Genomic DNA, 17,552 nt, shown 5'->3' with positions numbered 1-17,552 from the left:
ACATTAAAATCAGGAATAAAAAATATATTGGCTATACAGCTTAAATAAAGGGGGTGCATTCGCATCAGAATAATACGAAATGATTTGATTGCTTTTGAAATTTGGAATTGACAGAAAAGCACCGGGTTTAAATTCCTGAACTACGGCTGGAAAAGCAAATTGAAAAAAGAAAAACTTAATAGTTGCATTATCAGATTTTTTTTCAAAATGAACCACCTTGTCTTTACAACAAGAAGATTTTTTTTCAGATGCGCCACAACATTTCTTTTCAGTAGATGCAGTAACAGAAGTGTTTAATGAAACAGAAGCAATTTCGCCACCACAATAATGCACATCAAAAGCAAACCCAATGTTGGAAACCAACAATAGGAACGCTAAAAATAATCCTGTGCACTTTTTTAAATTCATGATGCAAAACTACCAAAAAAGAGTTAAAAAAAGATCTAATGAAATGTTATTTTTTAAGATTTTGCTGCTGATAATAAAATGCGGGTATAAATAACAATACAAAAATGGGCTGAATAATAAATCTTCTGACATAAAAAAGAAGCCAGTTCCAATCTCGAAAATAGTTAATTATTACAAAAAACATCCCTAAAAGCAATATCAAAAAAAATGCATACAAAATGGCGCTAAACTTCAGTATTTCAATCTCCTTAAATAAGGTATAAATAAGAAGTAAGGACAAAAGAGTATTAAGCAGATAACGAAATAATAATCCGCCAAAAAGTCTAAGAGAATCTATTGAGGGAAAAGGCGCATCTTTAAAATCAGATTCGAAATAAGTCAAAAAAGGATCATAAAACAATTTACTCTCAAAAGCTCTTATAACACCAAAACATACTATAATAAAGATTGCCGTTATAATCTTCCCTTTATGTTGAAGCAGTTTACTTAGCATATTTAGAGAATTTATTTACCCATATGATCCATAAGATAAAAACTGATCCATAAATAATAAGCGGAAAAAAAGTACCGTGTAAAAAATGATTGTACTGAGGAAAGTAAAACAACAACACAATCAAAAGAGCGATTCGAACAACATTTAGAATATAAATGAACAATATACCGAACAAAATATAAGACAGCGTTGTTTTTAGTTTTCCTGAAAAAGCAAGCACAAAAGAAATAAACAGGATTATAACACTCACAGCATTACATCCCTCAACAATTCGCACACTATAATGTTTATTGTACCAAACCTCTAACCAGGAATCGGTAATACTTTTATAAATTTTAATATCGCAATGAAACACATTCATTAATTGCGCGACATTTTTACCCACTATATTGGTTATTCCGTCAACATCATTTACATCAAAAGTATCGAGATACAATTTATAGACTAATGTAAGTACAATATAAGCAGCAAAAAAAGTGCTTATAAATATAAGGAAAGGCTTAAATTGAATGAGGTATTTTTTCAACAGAATTTTTTTTCAAATTTATGTATTTTTGAGATTAGCTTTAAATACTTTTGTATAAAATTTTAAGATTATGACATTTCAGGAATTAGAACCAAAAATAAGCGCTATTATAGCTGATACAAAATTAGTTAGGGACGAAAAATTACTGGCTATCTGCCAACTATTAAATGCAAATATAGAATACTATAACTGGGTTGGTTTTTATTTCGCCAATCACGAAGCCAAAACTTTACATTTAGGCCCGTATGTAGGAGCAGAAACTGATCATACCGTGATCCCGTTTGGAAAAGGAATATGCGGACAAGTAGCGGAAAGCAACGCCAATTTTGTCGTGCCGGATGTTGCCGCACAAGACAATTATATAGCTTGTAGTTTTACAGTAAAATCTGAAATCGTAGTTCCTTTGTTTGTAAACGGTCAGAATATTGGTCAAATCGACATCGACAGTCACGTTATAGATCCTTTTACCGAAGCTGACGAACGTTTTCTAGAATTCGTAAATCAAGAAGTTGCCAAATTGTACTAAAAATAATACATTCGCGTAACTTTACTTTTAACCATTTTATGAAACTAATTTTACGCGTTTTCTTTTTCTGTATCATTTCAGCAAAATTACATTCTCAAACTGACGCTACTTTAGACAAAGTTATTTATCTGGATTCTAACTCTATAGAAACAACAGATGAAAACTATAAATATATAAGAGTAATAAAAGAATATTATTCCGGTAATAAAAAAACTTATACCGTTAAGGATTACTACAAATCAAAGAAATTACAGATGATTGGCACATCATCTGACAAGGACATTCTTAAAGAAGAAGGTCCTTTTGTGTATTATTACGAAAATGGTAATAAAGAATTAGCAGTCAGTTATTCAAAAACAAAAAAAACAGGAAAAGAGTTTAACTGGTATGAAGATGGAAATCCAAAATCTGAACTTGAATATTTTGAAAAAAAAGGTGAAGTACTTTTTAAAGTAAATAGCTTTTGGAATCCAGAAAAAGAGCAAACGGTAATAAATGGTAATGGCGAACTTAAAGAGCTAAACGAAGAATTTGAACAAAGCGGGAAAATAAAAAATGGCCTTCCTTATGGAATCTGGAAAGGAAAAGGCATAGAGACTCAATGTACATTTACAGAGAATTATGAAAACGGAAAACTAATATCCGGCGTAAGTATTGACTCTTTAAACATTGGTCATCATTATAAAATTATATTTCAGGAAGCCGAACCAAAATCCGGCATGCAATCTTTTTATAGAAGCATCTCCCAAAATATGGATCTTCCTGAAAACAAAATATGCGGCAGTATGTATATTTATTTTATTATCAATAAAGAAGGAAACCTTATTGAACTAAGAGTTTTAAAAGGACTTAGTACCGTTTTAAACGAAAGAGCAATAGCTACAATAATAAATGCTGGAAAATGGAATCCGAGACTAATAAGAGGCATACCTGCACAGGGGAGCTATTCAATACCTATTAGAATTGTAAAAAACAATCAATAAAATTCGTTTTTCCAAAAAAAAGTTCTAATTTTGCACCGTCTTACAAAAGATGTACGACATACATAAAAATCATTAAATAATATTGGAATGTATTTAACTAAAGAGAAAAAAGAAGAGATTTTTGCACAACACGGTGAAGCAACAAACACTGGAAAAGCAGAAGCTCAAATCGCATTGTTTACTTACAGAATTAGTCACTTAACTGAGCACTTGAAAAAAAATCGTCATGATTACAACACTGAGCGTTCATTAGTATTACTAGTAGGTAAAAGAAGATCGTTGCTTGATTACTTGAAAAAGAAAGAGATCAACAGATATCGTGAGATTATCAAAGTATTGAATATCAGAAAATAATCAATATAGAAAAGAGGTGCGAGAGTGCCTCTTTTTGTTTTTACAGATTGTATTTAATTACAAGCATTTTATAAGAAAAAAAGTTTGGTTTTTCATTGGGTTTTAGAATAAACAACAACTACACACAACAACTACAACACAACTAAAACCCATTGTATAACCAATAAGGAAAAATTATGATTCCACAATTATTTGTAGAAAAGATCGATTTAGGTGATGGCAGAAGCATCACAATCGAGACGGGTCGTTTAGCAAAACAAGCTGACGGTTCGGTAGTAGTAAGAATGGGCGACACGATGATACTTGCAACAGCAGTATCTGCACGTAGCGCTAACCCAGCGGTAGACTTTTTACCATTAACGGTAGATTACCGCGAAAAATTTGCAGCAGCTGGTCGTTTTCCAGGTGGTTTCTTCAAGAGAGAAGCTCGCCCAAGTGATAGCGAAGTATTAACAATGAGATTAGTAGACCGTGTTTTACGTCCGCTTTTCCCAGACGATTACCATGCTGAAACACAAGTTATGATTCAATTAATGTCTCATGACGAAGAAGTTATGCCTGATGCTTTAGCTGGATTAGCTGCATCTGCTGCATTAGCTGTTTCAGATATTCCTTTTTACAACTTAATCTCTGAAGTACGTGTTGCACGTATCGACGGTAAGTTTGTAATTAACCCAAGCAGAGAAGACTTAGCAAAATCTGACATCGACATGATGATTGGTGCTTCTATGGACTCAGTTGCTATGGTTGAAGGAGAAATGAAAGAAATCTCAGAAGCAGAAATGGTAGAAGCTATCAAATTTGCTCACGAAGCTATAAAAGTTCAGATTCAGGCTCAATTACGTTTACAAGCTGCTTTTGGTAAAAAAGAAACTCGTACTTACGAAGGTGAGAAAGAAAACGAAGAAATTTACAAAAAAGTAAAAGCTGCAGCTTACGATAAAATTTACGCTATTGCAAAAGTTGGTTCGGCTAAACACGAAAGAACTGCTGCATTTGCTGAAGTAAAAGATGAAGTAAAAGCTTTATTTACTGAAGAAGAATTAGCTGCTGACGGAGATTTAGTTTCTAAATATTTCTACAAAACAAACAAAGAAGCCGTTCGTAATGTAGTATTAGAATTAGGTATTCGTTTAGACGGTAGAAAAACTACAGACATCAGACCAATCTGGTGTGAAACTGATTATTTACCAAGAGTTCACGGTTCATCTTTATTTACTCGTGGAGAAACTCAGGCATTAGCTACAGTAACTCTGGGAACTTCAAGAGAAGCGAATCAAATTGATTCTCCATCAGAACAAGGTGAAGAGAAATTCTACTTACACTATAACTTCCCTCCTTTCTCAACTGGTGAAGCAAAACCTCTAAGAGGAACTTCAAGAAGAGAAGTTGGTCACGGTAACTTAGCTCAAAGAGCTTTGAAAAACATGATTCCTGCTGATTGTCCTTATACTATCCGTATTGTTTCTGAAGTTTTAGAATCTAATGGTTCTTCTTCTATGGCAACGGTTTGCGCTGGAACAATGGCTTTGATGGATGCTGGAGTTCAAATGGTAAAACCAGTTTCTGGTATTGCTATGGGATTAATTACTGACGGTGAGAAGTTTGCTGTATTGTCAGACATTTTAGGTGATGAAGATCATTTAGGAGATATGGACTTTAAAGTAACTGGAACTGCTGACGGTATTACAGCTTGTCAAATGGATATTAAAATTGATGGTTTACGTTACGACATTATGGAGCAGGCTTTAGGGCAGGCACGTGAAGGACGTTTACACATTTTAGGAAAATTAACTGAAACTATTGCTGCTCCTAGAGCTGATGTTAAAGCACATTCTCCAAAAATCATCACCAGAACTATTCCTGGAAACTTTATTGGAGCATTAATTGGACCTGGCGGAAAAGTAATTCAGGAATTACAAAAAGCTACAGGAACAACTATTGTAATCAACGAAGTTGATGAGCAAGGTGTTATTGAGATCTTAGGTACAGATCCTGCAGGAATTGAAGCAGTATTGGCAAAAATCCAATCTATTACTTTCAAACCTCAAATGGGAGAAGCTTACGAAGTTAAAGTAATCAAAATGCTTGATTTTGGAGCTGTAGTAGAATATACTGCTGCACCAGGAAACGAAGTATTGCTTCACGTATCTGAGCTAGCTTGGGAACGCACTGAAAACGTTACTGATGTAGTAAACATGGGAGATGTATTCCAGGTTAAATATTTAGGATTAGATCCTAAAACAAGAAAAGAAAAAGTGTCAAGAAAAGCACTTTTACCAAGACCTCCACGTGAGGAGAAAAAAGAGTAATCAGATCTTAGTTTACTAAAGGTTTATTCATAGAAAACCCCAATTCAATTGAATTGGGGTTTTTCGTTTTTAGATCTCTTTCAAATCTCAGGTAATTTATCCATTAAACCATTTGTGTCTCTTAATTGATTTTCCATCCCGAATTAAATAAGCATGATAAGAACTAGGTACGTCATGTGTCCATTTTGGTAAAAAGTAAATAATGAGATACACATCAATATGCCCTATTACTCCAAAAAATACTGCAAGAAAAAAAGGAATACCAGCATGACCAAAACCTATCATAGAAACAAATGCAATAAGCAATGTCACTCCCCATAATTTAGACAAGAGTGCATGAGTACATGTTTCTTTTCCAAATTTTAAAATGCTAAAAACGTACGTTAACCCTTCCATTACAAAAATTGAAATAATAGCAAATTGGTGCTCAATAATTATTTCAGGATTTAATAACCACGTACACCAGCCTACACAAAGCCAGAAAACCAAATCGACCTGACTATCCATTCTTCTTAATTTTTCAGACGACACACCCACCCTTCTGGCAATAATGCCATCAAAAATATCAGTCAATAACCCAAATATCATTAATTCCACTAAAATCATCCTAACGTAGGCAAAATTACTACTCGCAATAAAAATCATTACGAAACCCAACAGTAATCGAATGCCAATAAGCAATACAGGAACTCTTTTCATGATTTTACCAGTTTAAAAAAGGCATTGACCTTTTATTATTAACGTTCCAAATTCCTAACTGAAAACCTTTAGAATTCGACTTATTAAAAATACCAACCTGTAAACCTCTATTAATTCTCGTTTGATTAAAAATACCAACATGCAATCCACTTAATTGATAAGATTGATTATAGACTCCAATTGTTGAACCACTCAAATTATTATTAGCATTATAGACACCAACCGAAAGTCCGTTTTGATGATCAGAAATCGTTCCTAAAACAGTAACCGAAAGACCATTAAAATCCTTAAACTTATTTCCGGCCGAAATATTTAGTCCGTTCATACTAGTCGTGGTAAAAAAACATCCTGAGCTAACATTCAAACCATTCAATTTCAATTCGGGCTTGTAACTCATATTTTTAATTTTATAATCCTCTTCACTATTTCTAACGTAGTTGCTTCTTTTATTATTCTTAATAATCTCCGGCAGATACATCAAAGACATAAATCCCATTAAAGCTCCAACAGCCGGTGCCGGATTTGCTTCTATATTTACACCGTTAATTAACTGATAACTTATATGTCTATTTTCAACATGACCAACTCCAAGAACTAGTCCGTTTACTTTGTCTATTTTTTTAGAAATTGGAGAAAGACTAAAAATTTGCGAATGCAGCTTAACAGAATTAATAACCGGGCTTTTAATTGTATCCTGGGCACGTATTACTCCAAAGACAAACAATAAGAGTACTAAAAATGATGTTTTCATAATTATAGTTTTAAAATTACAAGACAAACGTATTGCAATTATCACATACGGATTTGCATAAATCAATAAAACTATTTGTTATATTTGTGATTATCGCAAATTATGAAATATCAAGAATCTTTATTAAAAGCAATTAGAGTCAAAGTTTCTCCGTCAGTTTCTTTAATTGATGAGATAGCGGCTATTTTAGAAATTAGTTATGATGCTTCGCACCGCAGAATATCCCAAAAGAGCAAATTCTCTATAGATGAAGCAATCAAGCTTGCCCATCATTTTAATATCTCTTTAGACAATTTATTTTCTAATAAAGAAAAAGTCATTATCGAGAAAACCATCGAAATCGAGACTTTAAAAGATATGCTTCAGTATTTCAAATCTTCGGCAGAACAAGTTGAAATACTAACAAAGAATCCAGAAACCATATTGTATTATTCTGCAAAAGATATTCCGCTATTTTATTTTATGGACGGAACTATTCTATCTAAATTCAAAGCTTTTGTCTGGCTGAATCTTTTAAATACAAATCAGAAAAAAGTCTCTTTTGAGAATTTTGTTATCGAAGAATCGTTTACCGAGTTCATGCAAAAGCTAAAAAAAGCATACGAAAACACTTTTGTAAACGAAATCTGGAACGATACCACTATAAACAGTAGCCTACAGCAGATTCTGTATTTTCATGAAGCTGGTTTACTCGATTTAAAAAGCGCTAATGCACTTTGCAAAGACCTAAAAAGGATCATCAATTTAATACAGGAAAAATGCAACAAGCCCAATACCAATTTTGCTATTTATTATAACGAGTTGATTTTACTCAACAACAATATGCTCATTGAAACTGACCAAAAATTAACCATGTTTGTTCCTTATACCTTACTTGGTTATTTTATTACTGACAATGATGATAGCTGCAAAAACGTACATCAGTTTTTTAAGCAGCAAATTAGCAATTCAAAGCCATTAGGTCAATCAGGTATTAAAGAGCAAAATTTATTCTTTAACAGAGCCATTAGAAAGATTGATTATTATATCGAAAAAATAAACTCTCAAGTTGATCTGTTTTTCTGAAAACACATTTCGCTAAAAATTTATTCATAGAAAACCCCAATTCATTTAGTTGAATTAGGGTCTTTCGTTTTCACAAAATTCAGCATAAATCTTTATTTCCTTTTTAACGCGAATTAAACTAAAAAAAACATCGCAATTTTATCCTTTATTCGAAGAAAAAAAATAACTTTAACCCACCAAAAATAAACGTATTAACCCTAAAAACCCTATTATGACATTAAAAGTTGTTCAAAACAAAAAAATCAACTGTGAAGATTTTAAATTTAAAGATCCCCAAAATCTAACTTTCCCCATTCCTCCTCTAGCTTCGGCAAACTTTTATGATAATAAAGGAGTAAAAACCTTAAAGATCTGTGCTACTTTATACATTAATGCTGTAGAATCAGAAAAACCGACAGTGGATACAGCAATAGAAAAAGATGGTACTTTCACAATCTACTTTGACTATATATGGGACAAAGTCTCTCCGGATACTTATGACGTTTATTATGTAGAAACAGATTACACCTCTGAGACTGTTGGAGATATCACAGAAGTTATCTCCTACTTACAATATACCGTTCCTACTGTAGGCGGCGGCTTAGGAGATGATCCAAAACTATCTAGAGGTACAAAAACTAGTGCAGGAGCCTAATCCAAAAGTAAATGCTTGGTTAATTGTATTTATATAACCTATTTTATGTATGTCTATCATTTTGTGATAATATTTGACGATGATTTAATTTATAATTCACAAAAAAACAGGACAATAATACGTTAGTAATTTTGTAAACGTCAATATGATTCAAAAAATACATTTTACTTTATTACTTCTTTTTCTGCCTCTAATAATTTTCTCACAACAAGAAAAAAGCTTGAATTATTTTGAGATTGCCATTCAAAAAAAAGCAAGAACATTAAAAGACGAGATTAACTTCAACAAAGCTCAATCTTTTTTTATTAAAAAAGAATGGGATTCTACTTTAGTGTATTCTATGAAACAATTGAATTCTAATGCAGATGCAGAAGTGAAAGAATATTGCCATTATTTCAGAGGTTATTCACTAAGAGAAAAAGAACTTTATAAACAAGCAAGCATTGAATTTGGCTTAATAAAAAAATCTTTCCAATACTATTATCTGGTTGATAATAGTATTGGATTATTATTTTATTATGAGAAAAAATTTGAAAATGCAATTGCTCATTACTTGATGGCTGAAAATGAAATTTTGAACCATAAAGATGAAAATGAAATAGCCACTTTGTATGAAAATATAGGAATCTGCTATTTGCACTTAAATCAGTATACACGAGCAGAATCTTATTTTAAAAAAGATGCCATTTTAAACCCAAAAAGAGTAACTCAAGGCGTGGTTCGATCCAATATCAATATTGCAAATTTTTATTATGAACAATATAAAGATCAAAAAGCCATATATTATTTTGAAAAAGCATATAGCTTATCTAAAAACATTAAAGATTTCAAATTAAAAGAAAATACAGCATATAATTTGGCTGTTGTGGAAGAAAATAGAAAGAACTACAAAAAAGCGCTAACATATAGAAAAGAATCAGAGGATTGGAAAGACTCCCTAAACAACCAAAACAAAATATGGGCAGTCGCTGATTTCGAGAAAAAGTTTGCTGTTGCTCAAAAACAAAAACAGATTAAAGTATTAGAAGTTGAAAACAAGTTAAAAGACAATCAACGAAATAGTTTGTTTTTTGCAGCAATAGGCTTACTCTTAATTTTAACTGGAGGAGTTTATATGTACGGTCAAAAAGTAAAAAATGCCAAAACTATTTTACTTCAAAAAAACAAACTCGACGAACTCAATGCTACTAAAGATCAGTTATTTTCTATTGTAAGTCATGATTTGAGATCATCTGTAAATGCGTTAAAAACGAGTAATGCTAAATTATCTGCCACACTCGAAACTAAGAATTATGATGAACTTCATCAGCTTATCATCCAAAATAGTACTATTGCCAATGGCGCTTATAGCTTACTAGATAATTTGCTGCATTGGGCGATGCTGCAAACCAAACAGTTGTACTTTCATAAGGAATCTATTCATTTGTATTCTATTGTACAGCAAATCGAATACAACTACAAACCTTTGCTTTTGGATAAAGCGATTACTTTTGAAAATTCGGTATCGAAAAATATTTTTATTTTTGTGGATCTTGATTCCTTAAAAATTGTACTTCGAAATTTATTAGATAATGCTATTAAATTTTCTAATGAAAACGGTAAAATAAGTTTTTATACCCAGGAAAGCAATCCTGATTTTTGCGATCTTATAATCAAAGATAACGGAATTGGAATGAGTGAAAACACTATTAAAGAGTTACTACAAGAAGGAGAACTTTTAGCTAAAAAAAGCAACTCTGAAATTATAGGAACTGGTTTAGGATTGCAACTGTGCAAACAAATGATCAGGAAAAATAGCGGAACTTTAGTTATAGAAAGTGAACAAAACAAGGGAACAAAAATGATTTTGACTTTCCCAAAAACTATTGTTTAATACCCTATTTTTAGAATAAAGCAATCCTATCGTTTTCTTCAAAAGTCTATTAACCAGATCAAAAAAATCATCTGATTCCGAATTATCCTATATTTTTTTACACTCGCCTTATTTTTTTGATTACTTTTATTTTATTAACCCAAAAAATAAAAACTATGAAAAACAAAGCAACCAAAAACACAGAGAAAGAATCAAGCCTTAAAAACTTCACGGCTCTTTCTAGAAAACAACTACAAATTATCACAGGAGGAGAGGACCCGACAACATCTAGAGGCACAAAAACAAGTGTAGGAGTTTAATAACAATCTAAATCAAAATAAATTGAACTTTTATTAATTTTTAAAATCCCGATCTCAATATATAAAGAAAGATTGGGATTTTAATTTTATATATCCTAAAACAAATATATTCATCTAAATCTTTAACGAATAAGCCATAGTATCAACTTTGTTTGAATAAATCTCTAAAAAATCCTTTTTTAAACAATTATTTTTCTATAATAATTCTTTACTTTACTACATTAAAAGGTACCACAAAAAATACTTGCTTCCCAAAAACAAGAACCAATGGATAATATTAATGTTTTAATTATAGAAGACACTCCTGAGCAAAGCGATGCACTTGTTAAAGTTCTAGTGGAAAACAATTATAACATTACAGGCGTTGCTGCCAACTTTACAGATGCATTAAAACTTTTTTACGAGAATACGGTAGATATTATTATTATAGATGTTTTTCTGGACGGAAAACCAGACGGAATCACCTTTGCTGAATCTATTAATATAATTCCAAACGCCTCTAAACCCTTTGTGTTTTTGACTAGTTCGCAGGATCGTCAAATTTTTGAAAGAGCCAAACTTACCAAGCCTTTTAGTTTTTTGATGAAACCTTTTAATGAACTGGAAATTCTTTATGCCATAGAAATGGCTGTGGAGAAATTCTACGCTCAAACCAATGTTTTTATGAGCGAAGAACAAGATACCGTTGTTAGCAATGATTATTTGTTTATAAAGAAAAAAAACTCACTAAAAAAAGTAGCCATAAACGAGATTCTATATATTGAAGTCGAAGAACGCTATTGCAATATTATTACCGAAAAAGAAAAATTTGTCATTCAGATCTCCCTCACTAAAATCAGTAATTTGCTTGATAAAAATAAATTCGTAAAAACACATCGAAATACGATTGTTAATACCGATAAAATCGAAGAAATTATTCTGGCAGATAATCTCATTATTCTAAAAGGTGATCATAAAATAAACCTGAGCGATACTTATAAAGACTTCATAAAAAAGATGAATATTTTGTCTTAATAAAAATCAACCTAAAAATAACAATACTAAAATCCTCTTGAATAAAGGGGATTTTTTTTATGCTTTGAAAGAAATATCCCAATCTACATGTGGTTTCTAAAATTTCATGACACAAAAAATAGCTTTCATGACATTTTTAACTCCCAACAAATAATTCGAAATTACTTTTACCCCAAGAAATCCCAAATACTATAACCATAAATGAGAATCGCACTAACCAAACAACCAGACATGAAAGTTTTATCTGTTCTAAAAAAAATAAAAAATAATCCTTGGGTTGGTATTGCTGTTTCTTTAACATTAATAATTCCGAGTTTATACGAAATCCTTGATGATGTTACTGTACTTCGAAAAGAATACATTCTGCTCATTTTTGCGTTTCCATTATATATAAAATCATTAAAAAGAATATTCGACGATATGTTAGATGTCTATGACGACTTATCTGAGTAAAAAAAGTTTGTCCCTTTTTCAACAAAAAACACCTCACGCTTAAGCTTTTAAGTCTGGGTGTTTTTTTATTTTAAATAAAAATTTATTTTTTTGTAACCTTTTCGTCTCTCTTTACGTATAACTACTTGTACACTTAAAAATTGAGGAGACAAAAAACATGAGACAACTTAAAATCACCAAGCAGGTAACCAATCGTGAAACTGCATCGTTAGACAAATACCTACAAGAAATTGGAAAAGTTGACCTAATTACCGCTGATGAAGAGGTAGAATTAGCACAAAGAATAAAGGCTGGTGATCAAAGAGCTTTAGAAAAATTAACAAAAGCCAACCTACGTTTCGTTGTATCGGTTGCTAAACAATATCAAAATCAAGGATTAACTCTTCCTGATTTAATTAATGAAGGAAACTTAGGTTTAATTAAAGCGGCTCAACGTTTTGATGAAACTCGTGGTTTCAAATTCATCTCTTACGCTGTATGGTGGATTCGTCAATCGATCCTTCAGGCTTTGGCAGAACAATCCCGTATTGTTCGTTTACCATTAAACAAAATTGGTTCTATCAATAAAATCAACAAAATGTACGCTTTATTAGAGCAATCTAACGAGCGTCCGCCTTCTGCTGAAGAAATTGCAAAAGAACTTGACATGACTGTAAATGATGTAAAAGAGTCTATGAAAAACTCTGGTCGTCACTTATCTATGGATGCACCTCTTGTTGAAGGTGAAGATTCTAACCTTTATGACGTTTTACGTTCTGGAGAATCTCCAAACCCGGACAGAGAATTGATTCACGAATCATTACGTACTGAAATCGAACGTTCATTAGAAACATTAACTCCAAGAGAGGCAGATGTTGTTCGTTTGTATTTTGGTCTTGGCGATCAACACCCAATGACTTTAGAAGAAATTGGAGAAACTTTCGACTTAACTCGTGAGCGTGTTCGTCAGATTAAAGAAAAAGCAATCCGCAGATTAAAACATACTTCAAGAAGTAAAATTCTTAAAACTTACTTAGGATAATTAAAAAAATAAATCCAATATTTTTAAATTCCAAATTCCAATTATTGTATTGGGATTTGGAATTTATTACGAAAGTGCTTATATTGGACTTTAAAGCAAACAACAGTTTGATTGACTGTTCGTTTTTTGATTGATGATTGAAACTCCGGCTGATTACCGGAGTTTTTTATTTGCTTTTTTTCTAAACCATTAAGACATTAAGTTTCATAAAGTCAAATCATCAATAAATTAATAATAAGCCAATTAAGCAAGCTGAGCTTAATTCCCTTAATAACTTAATGGTTAAAAAAAATGAAATCTAATTTCATTGTAAACAAAACTAATTACCAGAGTTTTTTATTTGCTTTTTTTTCTAAACCATTAAGACATTAAGTTTCATAAAGTCAAATCATCAATAAATTAATAATAAGCCAATTAAGCAAGCTGAGCTTAATTCCCTTAATAACTTAATGGTTCAAAAAAAATGAAATCCAATTTCATTGTAAACAAAACTAATTACCGGAGTTTTTTATTGGCTTTTTTCTAACCATTAAGACATTAAGTTTCATAAAGTCAAATCATCAATAAATTAACAATAAGCCAATTAAGCTCAGCTTGCTTAATTGGCTTAATAACTTAATGGTTCAAAAAAAATGAAATCTAATTTCATTGTAAACAAAACTAAAGTCTTACTTTTGCAAAAAATAACACTACACACAACTACACAAAATGAAGAATACACTTATTGCTCCTTCTGTTCTTGCAGCTGATTTTGCCAATTTACAACGTGATATCGAAATGATCAATAACAGCGAGGCTGATTGGTTTCATATTGATATTATGGATGGCGTTTTTGTTCCGAATATTTCTTTTGGAATGCCAGTTTTAGAAGCAATTTCAAGACATGCCAAAAAAACAATCGATGTACATTTAATGATTGTTGATCCGGACAGATACATCAAGACTTTTGCAGATCTTGGTGCAAATATCCTGAGCGTTCATTATGAAGCTTGTACACATTTACACAGAACATTACAAGCTATAAAAGCCGAAGGAATGAAAGCCGGAGTTGCCATCAATCCTCATACTAATATCGACTTATTAGAAGATGTTATAAATGATATTGACTTGGTTTGTATCATGAGTGTGAATCCTGGTTTTGGAGGACAATCATTTATTGAAAATACTTATGCTAAAGTAAAAAAACTAAAAGATTTAATTATTCGTAAAAATGCTTCGACAATTATTGAAATTGACGGTGGTGTAACCAGTAAAAATGCAAAACAATTAGTAGAAGCCGGAGCTGATGTTTTGGTTGCCGGAAGCTTTGTTTTTAAAGCAGAAAACCCAACTCAGACAATTGCAGAATTAAAAGCTTTGACGACTTTCTAAGTTTCAAAAAATAATAAAATACCAAGCCGGAGAAAAATCTTCGGCTTTTTTATGTGATTCGATTGCCATAATCGGGTTATCTATATTGTGTACCAACGGTTAAAACCGTTGGCAATTCTTCTCCCTGAAAAAAAACGCTTAATCTGCAGGATCTGCGTAAAAAAAATCTTTATAATCCTTTAATCTGTGACTAAAACCTTTAATCAATTCTGAAAAACATTGGCTTTTCTATATCCCGTTAGACTAACATTTCGATGTTTCTTAAAGAATTTATTGAGATGACTTTCGTCCGAAAAACCAAATTCTTCTACAATTTCATTAATTCTCATATCACTAAAACGCAGTCGATGTTCTATTAATCTTATTTTATAATTTGAAATAAAAGACTGAATTGTTTCTCCGGAATGATTCTTAAAATAACTGCTCAGATACGTATCTGATATATCAAATTCCTTTGCTACTGCCGAAGCTTTTAATTTTTGAGGACAAAAAATATGGGCCTGAATATAATTGATGATTTCCAGAATTCTTTTATCGGCACTTTCTTTTACCCCTGTTGGTTTTATTTTTGCAATGTTTCTGGCAGCAATTACAATAAGGGCATTTACATAATGTGTGATTAAATCTTCATCATAAATATCCTTATTATCTATAGCATGAATCAAGGAATCTGAAATTGACTTTACCAGGAATTCATCTGCTTTTCGTTTTAAAATACAACCCGATAAATGTGTTGCATAATGCAGCAAACATCCTATATGATCGATACTTTTTGATTTATATTCTTTTACATACTCACTATTAATCTTAACCAACAAAAATTCTGTCGTATTTACAATATCAAAATTATGGTAGTCATTTGGCGTCAGTAACATTAAATTTCCTGTTTGATAAGAAATACAATTGCCATTGATCTTAAGAAATCCATTTCCTGAAATAACATAAACCATCTGAAAAAAACTGAATTGCGAATTTACAATTGGGCATTCATCTACTTTTTTATAAAGTACCTCTACCGACTGATGCATATTTTCTTTTCTCATAACACAAAAGTACTTTTTTATCATTTAATTATACCGAAAAAAGAACAATACTCAGTTTATTTTTGCTAAAAAGAAAATATAAAAATGAAGCAAAAAATTTCCTCCAGCAAAAACAACATCGCTTTAATCGCTATTTGTCTGGCAACCTTAATGTTCTCTCTTGAAATTTCAAGCGTTCCGGTCATCCTTCCAACACTCGAAAAGGTATTGAACGCTAATCTTAAAGACATGCAATGGATCATGAATATTTACACCATAGGCTGTACCACTGTTTTGATGGCAGCCGGAACCCTGGCCGACCGATATGGTCGAAAACGTATTCTGATTATTACATTAATTTTATTTGGTATTTCATCATTAGTCTGTGGTTTAGCAGATAATGTAACGCTATTGGTAATAAGCCGTTTCTTTCAGGGAGTAAGCGGAGGTGCGATGCTAATTTGCCAGGTGGCTACTTTATCACATCAGTTTCAGCAAGGAAAAGAGCGCAGCAGGGCTTTTAGTATCTGGGGAATTATTCTTGGTGTAGGATTGGGTTTTGGCCCTATAATAGGCGGTTCCATTATTGCAATATTATCCTGGCAATGGGTATTTTTAGTACATGTACCAATTGCTGTTCTTGCTGTAATTTTGGTTTATGGTTATGTAGACGAGTCTAAAGATCCCGATGCTAAAAAAATAGACATCTGGGGAATGATCACATTATCTGCCGCTGTGTTTGGATTAACGTACTATATTACACAAGGGCCTGATCTAGGTTTTACGAGCACTTTAGCTTTGGGTATCTTAGCGATTACCATAATAAGTTTTGTGTTGTTTTTATGGGTCGAAAAAACAAATCCTTATCCCATGTTTGATTTTACTGTATTCAAAATCCGTAATTTTTCAGGTGCCATTTTGGGATCTATTGGTATGAATTTCAGTTTTTGGCCTTTTATAATTTATCTTCCTATTTATTTTCAAAGTTGTTTAGGATATGATGTTGTAACAGTTGGTCTTTCTTTATTGGCTTATACCCTTCCTACTTTAATCATTCCACCTTTTGCCGAATATCTTTCGGTTCGATATCGCGCAGGGATTGTCATTCCGCTAGGTTTGTTTGTAATAGGATTAGGTTTTATCGTAATGAGATATGGCAGTATTGCAGAACATGCCAGCTGGCTTACCATGCTTCCGGGTTCTTTACTGGCAGGAATTGGCCTGGGTTTAACCAATACACCGGTTACGAACACAACTACCGGCTCTGTTCCTTCTAATCGTTCGGGGATGGCTTCCGGAATAGACATGAGTGCCCGATTAATTACTTTGTCTATCAATATTGCTTTAATGGGATTTATTCTGGTAAAAGGAATTTTCTTCTATTTAAATAATGCCTTTGCAGAATCTATAGATACAAAAACATTACAATCTATTTCAGAAAAAGTTGCGGCTGGAAATTCTTCTTCTCTTAATCAGGATTTCCCTCAATTAGCAACATTAGATTCATCTCAATCCATATTGCATGCCGCATTGGCTCATGGTTTCGAAATGATACTACTTTACGGAGGAATTGGCGTTTGGATTTTGGCTATAATGAGTTTTATATTGTTTAATCCAAAAAATCAAAATAAATCATAATTGAAGGTCTACAGTTTGTGCCGTTAGGCACTAAATATTGGTAAAAAATTAAGCTCTAAATATCCTGGCGTGCCATAGGTACGCAACAAAACGATAACTATTGCGTACCT

At 32.1% G+C, this 17,552-nt stretch carries 19 protein-coding genes; 13 read left to right on the top strand and 6 right to left on the bottom strand.

Annotated features, from left to right (window positions below; all coding sequences use genetic code 11):
* Positions 1–9: 9 nt before the first annotated feature.
* Genes IRZ78_RS07290 through xrtF form a run of 3 tightly spaced genes read right to left on the bottom strand, consistent with a single transcriptional unit; the run spans position 10 to position 1,427 of the window.
* Complete coding sequence (locus IRZ78_RS07290; RefSeq protein ID WP_194615901.1) at positions 10–408, bottom strand: hypothetical protein; 399 nt, start codon at positions 406–408, stop codon at positions 10–12.
* A 46-nt stretch (positions 409–454) separates the two neighbouring features.
* A complete protein-coding gene (locus tag IRZ78_RS07285; protein WP_194615900.1) occupies positions 455–901 on the bottom strand; it encodes an exosortase F system-associated protein in 447 nt (148 codons plus the stop codon).
* Positions 891–1,427 (bottom strand): exosortase family protein XrtF, encoded by a 537-nt coding sequence (gene xrtF / locus IRZ78_RS07280; RefSeq protein WP_194615899.1) that lies wholly within the window; start codon positions 1,425–1,427, stop codon positions 891–893. The genes IRZ78_RS07285 and xrtF overlap by 11 nt, the downstream gene beginning before the upstream one ends.
* Positions 1,428–1,497: 70 nt before the next feature.
* Here xrtF and IRZ78_RS07275 point away from each other — a divergent pair, with 70 nt between their 5' ends.
* From IRZ78_RS07275 to IRZ78_RS07260, 4 genes are all read left to right on the top strand, one after another.
* Positions 1,498–1,953: a GAF domain-containing protein gene (locus tag IRZ78_RS07275; RefSeq protein WP_194615898.1), complete on the top strand. Its 456-nt coding sequence runs from the start codon at positions 1,498–1,500 to the stop codon at positions 1,951–1,953.
* Between the two features lie 38 nt (positions 1,954–1,991).
* Positions 1,992–2,936, top strand: a complete 945-nt coding sequence (locus IRZ78_RS07270) for an energy transducer TonB (protein WP_194615897.1) — start codon at positions 1,992–1,994, stop codon at positions 2,934–2,936.
* 87 nt (positions 2,937–3,023) lie between these two features.
* On the top strand, positions 3,024–3,290 hold the full coding sequence (gene rpsO, locus IRZ78_RS07265; protein ID WP_041516556.1) for a 30S ribosomal protein S15: 267 nt from the start codon (positions 3,024–3,026) through the stop codon (positions 3,288–3,290).
* Positions 3,291–3,466: 176 nt separating this feature from the next.
* Positions 3,467–5,602: a polyribonucleotide nucleotidyltransferase gene (locus IRZ78_RS07260; protein ID WP_194615896.1), complete on the top strand. Its 2,136-nt coding sequence runs from the start codon at positions 3,467–3,469 to the stop codon at positions 5,600–5,602.
* 96 nt (positions 5,603–5,698) lie between these two features.
* Here the strand turns inward: IRZ78_RS07260 and IRZ78_RS07255 are convergent, their stop codons facing one another.
* Together IRZ78_RS07255 and IRZ78_RS07250 are read right to left on the bottom strand one after the other, a co-directional pair.
* Positions 5,699–6,301, bottom strand: a complete 603-nt coding sequence (locus IRZ78_RS07255; RefSeq protein ID WP_194615895.1) for a CDP-alcohol phosphatidyltransferase family protein — start codon at positions 6,299–6,301, stop codon at positions 5,699–5,701.
* Positions 6,302–6,305: 4 nt separating this feature from the next.
* Entirely contained in the window at positions 6,306–7,052 is a 747-nt protein-coding gene (locus tag IRZ78_RS07250; RefSeq protein ID WP_194615894.1) for a hypothetical protein, read from the bottom strand.
* A 102-nt stretch (positions 7,053–7,154) separates the two neighbouring features.
* On the opposite strand from IRZ78_RS07250, the gene IRZ78_RS07245 reads away from it, so the two are divergent.
* The 8 genes from IRZ78_RS07245 to rpe all read left to right on the top strand — a co-directional run bounded on the left by IRZ78_RS07245 (position 7,155) and on the right by rpe (position 14,782).
* On the top strand, positions 7,155–8,117 hold the full coding sequence (locus IRZ78_RS07245; RefSeq protein ID WP_194615893.1) for a hypothetical protein: 963 nt from the start codon (positions 7,155–7,157) through the stop codon (positions 8,115–8,117).
* A gap of 211 nt (positions 8,118–8,328) precedes the next feature.
* A complete protein-coding gene (locus tag IRZ78_RS07240) occupies positions 8,329–8,751 on the top strand; it encodes a hypothetical protein (RefSeq protein WP_194615892.1) in 423 nt (140 codons plus the stop codon).
* A gap of 220 nt (positions 8,752–8,971) precedes the next feature.
* Complete coding sequence (locus IRZ78_RS07235; protein ID WP_228520400.1) at positions 8,972–10,624, top strand: ATP-binding protein; 1,653 nt, start codon at positions 8,972–8,974, stop codon at positions 10,622–10,624.
* A 155-nt stretch (positions 10,625–10,779) separates the two neighbouring features.
* Complete coding sequence (locus IRZ78_RS07230; protein ID WP_194615890.1) at positions 10,780–10,923, top strand: hypothetical protein; 144 nt, start codon at positions 10,780–10,782, stop codon at positions 10,921–10,923.
* 267 nt (positions 10,924–11,190) lie between these two features.
* Positions 11,191–11,937, top strand: coding sequence for a response regulator transcription factor (locus IRZ78_RS07225; protein ID WP_194615889.1), 747 nt, complete (start codon positions 11,191–11,193; stop codon positions 11,935–11,937).
* Between the two features lie 231 nt (positions 11,938–12,168).
* Complete coding sequence (locus IRZ78_RS07220) at positions 12,169–12,390, top strand: hypothetical protein (RefSeq protein ID WP_228520399.1); 222 nt, start codon at positions 12,169–12,171, stop codon at positions 12,388–12,390.
* Positions 12,391–12,547: 157 nt separating this feature from the next.
* A complete protein-coding gene (locus tag IRZ78_RS07215; protein ID WP_007804760.1) occupies positions 12,548–13,411 on the top strand; it encodes a sigma-70 family RNA polymerase sigma factor in 864 nt (287 codons plus the stop codon).
* A gap of 708 nt (positions 13,412–14,119) precedes the next feature.
* Positions 14,120–14,782 (top strand): ribulose-phosphate 3-epimerase, encoded by a 663-nt coding sequence (gene rpe / locus IRZ78_RS07210; RefSeq protein ID WP_194615887.1) that lies wholly within the window; start codon positions 14,120–14,122, stop codon positions 14,780–14,782.
* A 203-nt stretch (positions 14,783–14,985) separates the two neighbouring features.
* On the opposite strand, the gene IRZ78_RS07205 is transcribed toward rpe, so the two are convergent.
* Complete coding sequence (locus IRZ78_RS07205; protein WP_194615886.1) at positions 14,986–15,825, bottom strand: AraC family transcriptional regulator; 840 nt, start codon at positions 15,823–15,825, stop codon at positions 14,986–14,988.
* Between the two features lie 84 nt (positions 15,826–15,909).
* Here IRZ78_RS07205 and IRZ78_RS07200 point away from each other — a divergent pair, with 84 nt between their 5' ends.
* The gene (locus IRZ78_RS07200; protein WP_194615885.1) at positions 15,910–17,442 is read left to right on the top strand and encodes an MFS transporter; all 1,533 of its coding nucleotides are present in this window, start codon (positions 15,910–15,912) and stop codon (positions 17,440–17,442) included.
* Positions 17,443–17,552: the final 110 nt, after the last annotated feature.

Origin of the sequence: Flavobacterium sp. CSZ, assembly GCF_015350725.1 — a bacterium.
Lineage (GTDB): Bacteria > Bacteroidota > Bacteroidia > Flavobacteriales > Flavobacteriaceae > Flavobacterium.
This window is presented reverse-complemented; position numbering and strand designations above follow the sequence as displayed.